The organism is Neobacillus vireti (assembly GCF_001026695.1).
GTDB lineage: Bacteria > Bacillota > Bacilli > Bacillales > Cytobacillaceae > Neobacillus > Neobacillus vireti.
On sequence record NZ_LDNB01000002.1, the window covers coordinates 100,924 to 113,796 of the forward strand.

At 39.8% G+C, this 12,873-nt stretch carries 10 protein-coding genes; 9 read left to right on the forward strand and 1 reads right to left on the reverse strand.

What is annotated here, in order from left to right:
* Positions 1 to 40: 40 nt before the first annotated feature.
* Entirely contained in the window at positions 41 to 538 is a 498-nt protein-coding gene (locus tag AA980_RS00815) for an antibiotic biosynthesis monooxygenase family protein (RefSeq protein ID WP_024027495.1), read from the reverse strand.
* Positions 539 to 787: 249 nt separating this feature from the next.
* Between AA980_RS00815 and hemE the strand changes: the two genes are divergently transcribed.
* From hemE to AA980_RS00860, 9 genes are all read left to right on the forward strand, one after another.
* Positions 788 to 1,834, forward strand: coding sequence for a uroporphyrinogen decarboxylase (gene hemE / locus AA980_RS00820; RefSeq protein ID WP_024027494.1), 1,047 nt, complete (start codon positions 788 to 790; stop codon positions 1,832 to 1,834).
* A gap of 347 nt (positions 1,835 to 2,181) precedes the next feature.
* The gene (gene hemH / locus AA980_RS00825) at positions 2,182 to 3,114 is read left to right on the forward strand and encodes a ferrochelatase (protein ID WP_024028507.1); all 933 of its coding nucleotides are present in this window, start codon (positions 2,182 to 2,184) and stop codon (positions 3,112 to 3,114) included.
* Positions 3,115 to 3,150: 36 nt separating this feature from the next.
* Positions 3,151 to 4,593 (forward strand): protoporphyrinogen oxidase, encoded by a 1,443-nt coding sequence (gene hemY, locus AA980_RS00830; RefSeq protein ID WP_024028506.1) that lies wholly within the window; start codon positions 3,151 to 3,153, stop codon positions 4,591 to 4,593.
* A 209-nt stretch (positions 4,594 to 4,802) separates the two neighbouring features.
* Entirely contained in the window at positions 4,803 to 7,022 is a 2,220-nt protein-coding gene (locus AA980_RS00835; protein ID WP_024028505.1) for a YhgE/Pip domain-containing protein, read from the forward strand.
* A 103-nt stretch (positions 7,023 to 7,125) separates the two neighbouring features.
* Positions 7,126 to 7,860, forward strand: coding sequence for an MBL fold metallo-hydrolase (locus tag AA980_RS00840; RefSeq protein WP_024028504.1), 735 nt, complete (start codon positions 7,126 to 7,128; stop codon positions 7,858 to 7,860).
* A gap of 16 nt (positions 7,861 to 7,876) precedes the next feature.
* Positions 7,877 to 8,866 (forward strand): lipoate--protein ligase, encoded by a 990-nt coding sequence (locus tag AA980_RS00845; RefSeq protein WP_024028503.1) that lies wholly within the window; start codon positions 7,877 to 7,879, stop codon positions 8,864 to 8,866.
* A 142-nt stretch (positions 8,867 to 9,008) separates the two neighbouring features.
* Entirely contained in the window at positions 9,009 to 10,571 is a 1,563-nt protein-coding gene (locus tag AA980_RS00850) for a fatty acid--CoA ligase family protein (RefSeq protein WP_024028502.1), read from the forward strand.
* Positions 10,572 to 10,650: 79 nt separating this feature from the next.
* Complete coding sequence (locus AA980_RS00855; protein ID WP_024028501.1) at positions 10,651 to 11,427, forward strand: enoyl-CoA hydratase-related protein; 777 nt, start codon at positions 10,651 to 10,653, stop codon at positions 11,425 to 11,427.
* A gap of 99 nt (positions 11,428 to 11,526) precedes the next feature.
* Positions 11,527 to 12,801: a M48 family metallopeptidase gene (locus AA980_RS00860; RefSeq protein ID WP_024028500.1), complete on the forward strand. Its 1,275-nt coding sequence runs from the start codon at positions 11,527 to 11,529 to the stop codon at positions 12,799 to 12,801.
* Positions 12,802 to 12,873: the final 72 nt, after the last annotated feature.

Below are 12,873 nucleotides of genomic sequence, written 5' to 3' on the forward strand. Positions count from 1 at the left end.
TTGAAATCAATACATTCTTCTTTGGTAGCTAAGACGACGCCTATTCCGTTATCGAATATTTGCTTACGTATGAGCCGCTTTCGAAAATTTTTGGCTGCAGGTTATTCACGAAAGCATTAGTTTGGTGGGCTCCAAAAAAAGACTCGGAACTTTGCCAGGTTTGATAGGAAAGTTCATTTTCCCACACCGTCATGATGACATAAGTATTGGAAGATAACGGGCGGAGGACTCGAAATGACCTAAACCCTGACTGATTCTTCACTTTTCCGATACTATTTTTCACTTGATGTTCAAATACGGGGCGTCCTTCTTCTGTCACAGGAATATTGTTCATGACCGCAAAGCCCTCTTTTTTTAATTCACCGCTTGCTTCCAGCACTTCATAGCGGCGCGGTTCTTTAAATAAAGTTTTTCCGTTTGTTTCATGAAGTAATAAGGCTCCATTCTGGTTGACCATAGTCACCATTACTTCTTCTGGATATGTGTTTTCCATTCTTTTTAAAAAATCAAATGTTCCTGCGGTCAAAAAGATGTTCATTTGCATCTTCCCCTTCCAATAATAATTTTCTACTAGTCTATACTGATAATTCTCCAGTATGCTCACTGTTAAATCAAATAATTTATTGCGAGAAATACGACTTTTTTTTGACAGTTATTATCGTTACCTATACACAAATAGGATAAACAGATATAGTGGAGAGAGTTTACAACTAGCGAAAGTTTTTATATTTATGCGTAATATATTAAAATGGATAGCAGATATGTCTTTGAAAGGTGGATTTTATTCATGAATAGAACAATTAATGAAACATTTTTAAAAGCAGCCAGAGGAGAGAAAACAGATCATGTACCTGTCTGGTATATGCGCCAAGCTGGGCGGTCCCAGCCGGAGTACCGGGAAATTAAAGAAAAGTATTCGCTATTTGAAATCACACATCAGCCTGAACTCTGTGCATATGTTACACGCTTACCTGTTGAACAGTACAACGTTGATGCAGCAATTCTTTACAAAGATATCATGACTCCACTTCCAGCGATGGGGATGAATGTGGAAATTAAGAGTGGAATTGGACCAGTAATTGACAATCCGATTCAATCACTAGCAGATGTTGAAAAATTAACAGAAATTCATCCGGAAGAAGATGTTCCGTATGTATTAGACACAATTAAGTTATTAACGAGAGAGCAATTGAATGTGCCATTAATCGGTTTTTCCGGGGCACCGTTTACACTTGCCAGCTACATGATAGAAGGCGGCCCTTCAAAAAACTACAATAAGACAAAAGCGTTCATGTATACAGAGCCTAAAGCATGGTTTGCATTGATGGATAAATTAGGCGATATGGTTATTACATACGTGAAGTCACAAATAATGGCTGGCGCAAAGGCAATCCAGATTTTTGATTCATGGGTTGGGGCCTTAAATGTAGAGGATTACCGTTATTTCATTAAGCCTATTATGAATCGCATCTTTGCGTCATTAAAAGAAGAAAATGTTCCGTTAATTATGTTCGGTGTTGGCGCAAGCCACCTGGCATTAGAATGGAATGACCTTCCTATCGATGTCGTCGGGTTAGACTGGCGCTTGCCAATTCAACAGGCAAGAGCACTTGGCATTCATAAAACTGTTCAAGGCAACCTTGATCCTGCTATTCTCTTAGCTCCTTGGGAGGTTATTGAGGAAAGAGCAAAAGAAATCTTAGACCAAGGCATGGCACAAGACGGTTATATCTTTAATTTAGGTCACGGGGTATTCCCATCTGTTAAACCAGAAACGTTGAAAAGATTAGCATCATTCATACATGAGTATTCTGCCTCCAAATTAAGTCGCTAGGTGCTCGTCAGCAAGTGTTAAAATTGGTAAGCTGTCCAGTTTTTTGGCACAATAGAATGAGCTGCTTTTTAAGGGTCATTAATTAGTAGAATCATGGCCCTTTTTTGCCTAAAGGCTGTGTTAAAGAATATTGCTGATATTGATCACAATGTTGATTGGAGTGGAAGGCGCGAGACTCCTGCGGGAGCAGCGGGACAGGTGAGACCCCGCAGGCGCTTTAGCGCCGAGGAGGCTCACCGCCCGCCCCGCGAACCGCTCGCGCCTGGAACGGAAATCAACATTCCCTTTTAACACAGCCTACCTAAAAAAGCAAACGCGTAGAGACTTAAAAATGAGGTGCTAGCAAAATGACAAAGAAGAAAATGGGCCTCCTTGTGATGGCTTACGGAACCCCATATAAATTAGAGGATTTAGAAAGATATTATACGCATATTCGGCATGGCCGGAAACCAACTCCAGAGATGATTGACGAGCTTCGTAGTCGTTACGAAGCAATCGGCGGGATTTCTCCACTTGCAAAAATCACTCTTGATCAGGCGGAAAAGCTTGAAGAGCACTTAAATGAAATTCAAGATCAAATCGAATTCAAAATGTATTTAGGGTTAAAACACATCGAACCATTTATTGAAGATGCTGTTAAACAAATGCATGAAGACGGGATTGAAGAGGCCGTAAGCATTGTCCTGGCGCCTCATTTTTCAACCTTTAGTGTCAAATCATACAACGGAAGAGCTGTAGAGGAAGCAGAAAAAATGGGTGGCTTAAAAATTAGAACAATTGAAAGCTGGTATCAGGAACCAAAATTTATTGGCTATTGGGCCGAAAAAGTGAAACAAATCTTCGAACAGTTGCCGGAAGAAGAAAAAGATGAAGCAGTACTTATTGTATCAGCACATAGCTTGCCAGAGAAGATCTTACAATTTCAAGACCCTTATCCAAAACAGCTTCAGGAAACGGCTGATTTAATTGCGGAACAAGCGGGAATAAAGAATTACCAAATTGGCTGGCAAAGTGCCGGAAATACACCAGAGCCATGGATTGGACCAGACGTACAGGATTTAACAAGGGATTTATATAAAGAACATCATTATAAAGCATTTGTATATGCACCTGTCGGGTTTGTTTGTGATCACCTAGAAGTGCTATATGATAATGATTATGAATGTAAAAATGTAACGGACGAAATAGGAGCAAGCTACTACCGTCCGGAAATGCCGAATGCCAAGGAAGAATTTATAGATTGCTTAGCATCTGTCGTTCTTAAAATGGCAACGGAATGAACATTGTAGGAAAATAAACGGAAGAAGGTGACGTCCGTGACGGAAGAAAAACAAAAGGTTGTCATTATTGGAGGAGGAATAACAGGGCTCGCGTCGGCTTTCTATCTTCAAAAAACAATACAGGAACATAAACTGCCAATCGAAATTCAACTCATAGAAGCATCACACCGTCTCGGAGGAAAGATGCAGACCGCCCATCGCGACGGATACACGATAGAAAGAGGCCCGGATTCATTTTTGGCGCGGAAAACAAGCATTATACGACTGGCAAAGGAAGTTGGGATGGATGACCAATTAATTCCAAATTCCACGGGGAAATCGTATGTTCTCGTTAACGAGAAACTGCACTCTATGCCCGGAGGTTCGATCATGGGAATTCCTACAGAGATAGGACCATTTATTACAACAGGTCTTTTTTCCGTTCCCGGTAAACTAAGAGCTGCGGCTGATTTTATTCTCCCCCGGTCAGAAAGTGGAAAAGACCAATCATTAGGCGAGTTCTTTAGAAGAAGATTAGGCAATGAAGTGGTTGAAAATTTAATTGAACCGTTATTATCAGGCATTTATGCCGGTGATATTGACCAATTGAGCCTAATGTCCACATTCCCGCAATTTTACGAGGTGGAACAGAAATATCGAAGCCTTATCATTGGAATGAAAAGATCCACCCCAACACAACCGAAAAAGCTTGAGACTAGGGAAAAAACAAAAGGTGCTTTTTTAACCTTCAAAAGCGGTCTCCAATCATTTGCGGAAGCGATTGAAGCAAAACTGGACCCTAAGTCGATTTTAAAAGGGCACCGTGTTGATAAAATTACTAAAGTACAGCAAAAATATGAAATTTATCTTAATAATGGGGAAACGATAAAGGCGGATTGTATTATTGCCGCTACCCCTCACAAGGTAACGCAAATGATGTTTTCAACCTATAGCTTTTTTGATCCATTTAAATCCGTTCCTTCAACATCCGTTGCTACAGTAGCACTAGCCTTTCCAAAGGAAGCAATTAAGAAAGATATTGACGGAACAGGATTTGTTGTTTCAAGAAACAGCGATTATTCCATCACTGCCTGTACTTGGACACATAAAAAGTGGGCTCATTCTACTCCAGAAGGTAAAGTATTGCTCCGCTGTTATGTGGGAAGAGCAGGAGATGAAACAATTGTCGACCTTTCAGATGATCAAATCACTAAAATTGTGCTCGATGACTTAAAGAAAACGATGGATATCACGATGAATCCTGATTTCTCACTTGTTTCCCGTTGGAATAATTCGATGCCGCAATATACCGTAGGACACAAACAACGGTTAACATCCATTTTAGAGCAAGTAAAAGCAGAGCTGCCGGGAGTATTCTTGGCTGGTTCATCTTATGGAGGCGTCGGCATTCCCGATTGCATTGATCAAGGAGAGGCAGCCGTCGAGCACGTACTCGATTACTTAAAAGTGAACAATAATTCAAAAGAAGCTGTCCATTAATGGCAGCTTTTTTTTCTTGCCAACTATTAAAAATGGATGTATACTCTTAAAGTATTAACTGACTGAAATACTCATACGGTCATTTATGAGTATTTGGATTCAAACTAATGTGTATGTATTAAGGATTGTCACTCATGATAGTCCCTATTTTTAGCAGTTTAATGACCAAATGAACAAAATAGTCATTAATATAAAAGGAGGTATTCAAGGTGAAAAACATCTTGTTAAAGGAAGAGCTATTGACGATTTTCAAAAATAAAAAAGTGCTTATTCCGATTATCGCTGTAATGTTTGTCCCCGTTATGTATGCTGGGATGTTTTTATGGGCGTTTTGGGATCCGTATGACAAACTTGACGAGCTGCCTGTTGCGGTTGTGAATCAAGACGCAGGTGCAACACTTGACGGCAATCATCTTAAATTGGGTGATGACTTGGTTGCAAAGCTAAAGAAAAGCAAGGACTTTGGTTTTGAATTTGTTGATAAAGAAGAAGGCTATACAAAGCTAAAAGAGCAAAAATATTATATGGTCATTGAAATTCCTAAGGATTTTTCCAAGAATGCGACCACCTTATTGGATGCAAATCCGAAAAAACTGGAGTTGATTTATACTCCAAACGAGAGCTATAACTTCCTTTCAGCGCAAATCGGCGGCACCGCAGCTGAAAAAATCAAAACGGCTGTTGCTGAAAAAGTAACCGAGACATATGCTGAAACAATGTTTAGCAAAATTACCGAGCTTGCGGTTGGCGTGGTTAAAGCAAGCGACGGTGCAGGCCAGTTGAGCGATGGTTCAGTTGATTTAAATAAAGGCTCCAAGGATTTAAATGAAGGTCTTGCGACGCTGGCAAAGAAATCGATTGAATTTAACAATGGGATGAAAACAGCGGATTCTGGTGTTAAGGACATTGCTGACGGTAATAAAAACTTAAATAATGGTCTTGATCAACTGCTGGCTGGGCAAAAGCAGCTTGAGACTGCCTCTGGTCAGCTTGAAAACGGCAGTAAGGATTTACAAGCCGGTATTAAACAAGCAAAGGATGGCATTCAGACTATTAATGGTAAAATGCCTGAGGTTGTTGGTAGCACAGAACAAATAAAGACAGGTGCAAACACTTTGTCAACAAAATTAAATGAGTGGCAGCAAGGTTCAAAGAATGCTGCAGAAGGCGCTGAAACATTAAATCAAGGAATAATCGCTTTAAAAACACAATTAGAGCAAATGATGCCATTACTAGGTTCATTGCCAGATGCTCAAAAAGCAGCATTAGCAAAAGGGTTACAGGACCTTGAAGATGGCAGCGTGCAATTAAAAGATGGGACAAAAACGTTATCCGATTCAGCTGGGCAATTATCAGCAGGAGCTAGTGTTTTATCTGATAAACTGGGTGAATTAAAGAAAGGTCAGATTCAATTACAAAATGGAATCTCTCAACTATCTGAAGGGAGCAATTTACTTGAAGATGGTACGAACAAGCTTGTTGCTGGTCAACAGGATTTTACGTCTGGGATGAAGCAGTTTGGTGAAAAATTTACTGAAGCTAAAGCTGGTGGAGATAAACTTACTAGCGGAGCATCTGTCCTTGTTAGTGGCATGAATCAATTAACTGCAGGTTCTTCTGCGATCACTTCTGGGGCAGGACAATTAGCAGATGGGTCTGACCAATTAAAAGAGGGTACAACAAAATTGTCTGATGGTGCCAAGGAATTAGCGGATAAGCTTGCAGATGGAGCCAAAGAAGCTTCAAAAGTCCATTCAGATGATAAAACCTATAATATGATGGCAGATCCAGTAAAACTCACCAACGAAAAAATTAATCATGTGCCAAACTATGGAACCGGATTTGCGCCATACTTCCTTTCACTTGGATTGTTTGTTGGTGCACTGCTGTTATCGATTGTTTTTCCGCTCCGTGATGCGGCGGTCGTGCCTTCAAGTGGTTTTAATTGGTTTATTAGCAAGTTTTCGATTATGGCTGGTGTTGGGATTATCCAAGCTATAGTTGCCGACATTATTCTTCTTGCAGGGTTAGGTCTTGAAGTTCAAAGTATACCGAACTTTATTTTGTTCTCAATCGTTACAAGTTTAACTTTTGTCACGTTAATTCAGCTTCTTGTATCGGTTTTTGCTGATGCTGGGCGTTTCCTTGCGATTGTTATCCTTATTTTCCAATTAACAACAAGTGCTGGGACATTCCCGCTTGAATTAATTCCAAACTTCTTACAGCATTTTAATGCATTCCTGCCAATGACCTATTCCGTTCAGGGCTTTAAGGCAGTAATTTCAAGCGGCGACTTCAGCTTTATGTGGCAAAACATTATAATCCTTTTGAGCTTCCTTGCTGCATTCGCCCTTGTTACCATCTTGTATTTTATAGTGAGGCATAGACATCAGATTAAACATCAAAATACAACTTTAGTAAGTGAATAAGTTTTACGAACCAGCCGTTCCTCTCGGCTGGTTTTTTAAATATGAAATGAAATCGATTTTTGAGTATATTAAATATAAGACTTAGATTTGGAGGAAGGTATACATGAAACTAACAGTTATCGGTTTTTGGGGCGGATACCCGAAACAGAATGCAGCAAGCTCTGGCTATTTACTTGAACATGATGGTTTTCAATTATTAATTGATTGCGGCAGCGGAGTTCTCTCCAAATTGCAAAATATCACTCAGCCTGAAGGACTGGATGCTGTCATCATTTCCCACTATCATCCTGATCACATTGCAGATATTGGTGTCCTGCAGCATGCTAGACTGATTCAAGGGTTTTTAGGCAAGGAATTCCCAACATTGCCGCTATATGGCCATGAATTTGACAAACATGAATTTGCCAAATTAACGTATAAAAATATCACAGAAGGGGTTGCCTATGATCCCACTAGTACACTTGCGATTGGCCCATTCCAAGTTTCATTTTTAAAAACTAATCATCCTGTCCCATGTTACGCGATGAGAATGGAAGCAGGCGGGAAAGTGATTGTGTACACGGCTGATAGTTCTTTTAAAGAAGAGTTTATCGAATTGTGCCGCAACGCCGATGTTTTACTATGTGAATGCAATTTCTACGGTTATCAAAACGGCCAGTCAGCAGGACATATGAACAGCGTGGAGGCAGGGCAATTAGCAGAAAAAGCAGCTGTTAAACAGTTAATTCTTACTCATCTTCCCCATTACGGAAATTTATCGGATTTAATTAGTGAGGCCTCGGACGAATATACTGGTATAATTAGACTTGCAGACGAGTTTCTAGCAATTTCACTATAAGAAGGGGCAGAATACAATGTTATTTATCGATAATAAAGGCATCACCGACCCACGTATTAATCTGGCAATTGAAGAATATGCGTTGAAAAATCTTGATATCAACGAAACGTATTTATTATTTTACATAAATGAACCATCCATCATCATTGGAAAAAACCAAAACACAATTGAAGAAATTAATACTGAGTATGTGGAGAGTAATGGGATTCACGTTGTTCGCAGGTTATCTGGCGGTGGAGCGGTATACCATGATCTCGGCAATTTGAATTTTAGTTTTATTACGAAGGATGATGGGGAAAGCTTTCATAATTTCCGCAAATTTACGGAGCCGGTGATAGCAGCACTGAACAAACTAGGTGTGAATGCACAGCTCAGTGGCAGAAATGATATTGAGGTAGAGGGAAGAAAAATTTCCGGAAATGCGCAGTTTTCAACAAAGGGAAGAATGTTCAGTCACGGCACCCTGATGCTTAATTCCGAAATAGAAAACGTTGTCTCAGCGTTAAGAGTTAAAAAAGATAAGATTGAATCAAAAGGAATTAAATCAGTCCGCAGCCGGGTGGCTAACATTTCCGAGTTCTTAACAGAAAAAATCGAAATAGGAGAGTTCCGTTCGCTGTTGTTAAAATACATTTTCGAAGGGCAAGAGCCAATCCCAGAATATGTGCTGACAGAAGAAGATTGGGAACAGATTCACCAGATCTCCAAAGAGCGCTACCGCAACTGGGAATGGAATTATGGAAAATCACCTAGTTTCAATCTTCAGCACTCCCATCGTTTTCCTGTTGGCTCCATCGATGTCCGGCTTGAAGTAAATAAAGGAATATTAGAGAATTGTAAGATTTACGGCGACTTTTTTGGTGTCGGCGACGTCAGTGAAATTGAAAATCGCTTAAAGAACATTCGTTATGAAAAAAGCGAAATTGAAAAAGCACTTTCAGCAATTGATACGAGTTATTATTTTGGGAAAATTACTAAGGAAGAATTTATTAACTTAATTTACTAACATCAAAAAACACGGTGAAAATCGTGTTTTTTGATGCAAATTTATTTCTACACTTGAATACTTAAGATTCTAGCAATATAATATATTTAGAAAATTTTTACGAATTTATGAATGAGTATTCATTCACTAGGGGAGGGAAAGCATGAATCTATCATCGCAGCTTCATGAAACAGCTAAGAAATTTGCTAATAAACCGGCGTATTATTTTATGGGTCAAACGAGTACGTATGCAGAATTAGATGGGGCGATCACAAAATTCGCTTCAGGTCTTGAAAAATTAGGGATCAAAAAAGGGGATCATATTGCCTTATTATTGGGGAACTCACCACATTTTGTGATTAGCTTATATGGGGCGCTGCGGCTAGGGGTAACCGTAATTCCCGTAAATCCAATTTATACACCAGATGAAATTGGCTATATATTAAATAACGGCGATGTGAAAACGGTCGTTGCACTTGACTTAGCGATCCCATTGGCGGAAAAAATGCATACGTTTCTGCCTAAAATAGAGAATTATGTATTCTGTGAAACAACGCCAAACAGTATTATCCAATCAGAAATTGCAAATCTTACTGTTTACTCAAAAATGAAATCGTTTTCAGATGTCGTTGCTGCGGGGGAATTGTCTTTTCAAGGTCCCGAACTAAAGGAAGATGATACCGCGATTATTCTTTATACCTCCGGAACTACCGGAAAACCAAAGGGGGCGATGTTAACCCATAAGAATTTATTTAGTAACGCCAACGATGTCAGCGGATACCTAAAAATGAATAATGATGACAGAGTAGTAACAGCGCTGCCAATGTTTCATGTTTTTTGCTTAACGGTATCCTTAAATGCACCATTATTAAGTGGTGCAACAATGTTAATTGTGCCGAAATTTAGTCCTAAGGAAATTTTTAAGCTTGTTAAAGACTATGAAGCAACTGTTTTTGCAGGTGTCCCGACCATGTATAATTTCCTTTATCAATATCCTGAAGGAAATCCTGATGACCTGAAATCATTGCGTTTGTGCATTTCAGGCGGGGCTTCGATGCCTGTCGCTTTATTAAAGAATTTTGAACAGAAATTTAATGTGTTGGTTTCTGAAGGGTATGGGTTATCAGAGGCGTCGCCTGTCACAAGCTTTAACCCGCTTGACCGACCGCGCAAGCCTGGCTCGATTGGTACATCAATACTAAGAGTGGAGAATAAAGTGGTCGATGAATTAGGGGAAGAGGTTCCTGTTGGCGCTGTTGGTGAACTAATTGTCCGCGGGCCAAATGTAATGAAGGGCTATTATAAAATGCCGGAGGAAACTGCTGCAACAATCCGCAATGGCTGGCTTCATACTGGTGATATGGCGAGAATGGATGAAGATGGATATTTCTATATCGTCGATCGGAAAAAGGATTTAATTCTTGTTGGCGGCTATAATGTTTATCCGCGTGAAGTAGAAGAAGTCATCTACAATCATCCGGATGTGGTTGAAGTCGCTGTTGTCGGTGTTCCCGACCCTAACCAAGGTGAAGCAGTAAATGCCTATGTTGTCAGAAAAAATCCGGAACTTAACAAGGAGCAAGTCCTCGAATATTGTAAGGAGCATCTTGCTAAGTATAAAGTCCCAACCACAATTGAGTTTTTGGAGGAACTGCCTAAGAACACGACAGGGAAGATCTTAAGGCGTGCTCTTAAGGCTCAGGTTACACAAGCTGTTGGAAAATAATTTTTATAGAAATTTTTAATGAAAAAGGCAGGCATTTCGCCTGCCTTTTTAGAATTTATGTACTGAAGGGGTGAAAAAATTGGAGCAAATTTTACTTGAGATTAAAGATCATGCGGCGGTAGTTACCATTGATCGGAGCGAAGCATTAAATGCTTTTAATTATGAGACATTACTTGAATTACAGAGCAAAGTGGAACAAATTAGTATCAACCTTGATATCCGCGCTGTCATATTTATTGGAGCAGGGGAAAAGGCCTTTAGTGTTGGTGCCGATTTAAAAGAACGAAAAAACCTTACAGATGAGCAAGTGAAGCGAAATTTATTTAAAATCAATGAGGTTTTCAATGCGATTGATCAACTGCCGCAGCCGACGATTGCAGCCATTAATGGCTTTGCCTTTGGCGGCGGTATGGAACTTGCTTTGGCCTGCGATTTTCGTTTTGCAGCAAAAGAGGCATTAATGGGGTTAACCGAAACAAGCCTTGCGATAATTCCAGGTGCTGGCGGGACACAGCGGCTTCCAAGACTAATCGGTCAGGCTAGGGCACTAGAGCTCATCCTGACCGCACGGCGGCTGACAGCAGATGAGGCTCTCAACTACGGGCTTGTTACGAAAGTTGTTGAGCGAATAAATTTGGTAAATGAGAGCCTATCCTTTTGCAGACAATTGCTTGCAAATGGTCCGATTGCGCTCCAGCAAGCAAAGTTTGCAATAAAAAATGGGATGAATGCCGACTTACATACAGGGCTTCAGATTGAACGAAAGGCATACGAGGTAACACTCCCGACTGAAGACCGCGTGGAGGCCTTACAAGCTTTTTCTGAAAAAAGAAAACCAATTTTTAAAGGGAAATAAAACATGGCAGCCGCCATGTTTTTTTTATCCCTTGTTCTAATTTATCGCTTTTGTACTAAACTAAGTATAGAGAGGTTGTACACAAAGGGGGACAAAATCATGGTAAGAAAAATGGGGGTCTATGCGGTTTTGGCCTTTGTCCTATTTGGATTATTTTTTTATTGGTACTTATTTTATTTCGCCGATACGAAACTGCCATTTGAATATGAGGGATCAAAAGCCGACCCATCAACTTTTCTTAATGGAAGAGAGCTAGATTTAAGCGAGGATTATTCGAAAATCAGAAACCTATTGTTTTTCTTATCGACTCCGTTCGAATGGCTTTTTTATTTTCTAATTTTATTATTTGGATTCTCAAAGGCATTTAAGCGCTGGGCTGAAAATACTTCTAAGTATAGACTGCTACAAACAGCCATCTATTTGATTTGGTTATCTTTTTTTTCCTTTGTAGCGACATTTCCATTAAACTACATTAGTTATTCTTTATCGAAAACGTACCATATTTCAACGCAAACCTTTGGCTCATGGATGAAGGATGAGCTAATTGACTTTTGGATTAATTATGGAACCTGGTTAATTATTGTTCCTATTCTTTACTGGCTGATGAAAAAAAGTCAAAAGCGCTGGTGGCTTTATGGCTGGCTGTTATCAATCCCGTTTACCATTTTCATGATGTTCCTGCAGCCGGTTGTCATCGACCCGTTGCATAATGATTTTTATCCTTTAAAAAATAAGGAGCTCGAAACGAAGATACTGACGCTTGCTGACAAAGCAGAGATTCCAGCGAGGCATGTTTTTGAAGTAAATATGGCCAATAAAACAAACGCTTTAAATGCTTATGTAACAGGGATTGGCTCTAACGCTCGAATTGTCCTTTGGGATACGACTTTAAATAGGCTGTCAGATAACCAAATTTTATTTATAATGGCCCATGAAATGTGCCATTATGTCGAGAAGCATATTTATTTCGGGATTGGCGGCTACCTGCTGCTTTCGCTGCTCGGGCTTTACTTGACCTATAGGTTAATGAATTGGACTGCACGGCGTTTTGGCAAGGAACTGAAAATCTCAGATGTTAGGGATATTCGCTCACTCCCATTATTTTTCATGATTCTGTCCATGCTGTTATTTGTGGCAAGCCCTTTAACAAATTTGACTTCCCGTTATGAAGAAACACGAGCTGATAGGTATGCAATTGAAATGACTAAAAATCCAGAGGCAGCGATCGCCTCTTTTCAAGAATTAACTCGCTCGGGATTAAGTCAGGTGAACCCGCCGTTATTAGTAAAAATTTTCCGCTATACGCATCCTTCCATGCTTGACCGTATTTCCATGCTGGAGGAATACGAGGTAAAACATCGAAATTTACAATAAAAATAAGGCTAAAGACAAACACTCAATGTCTTTAGCCTTATTTTTATTAAAGAAAACTCGCCGATTGGCGAG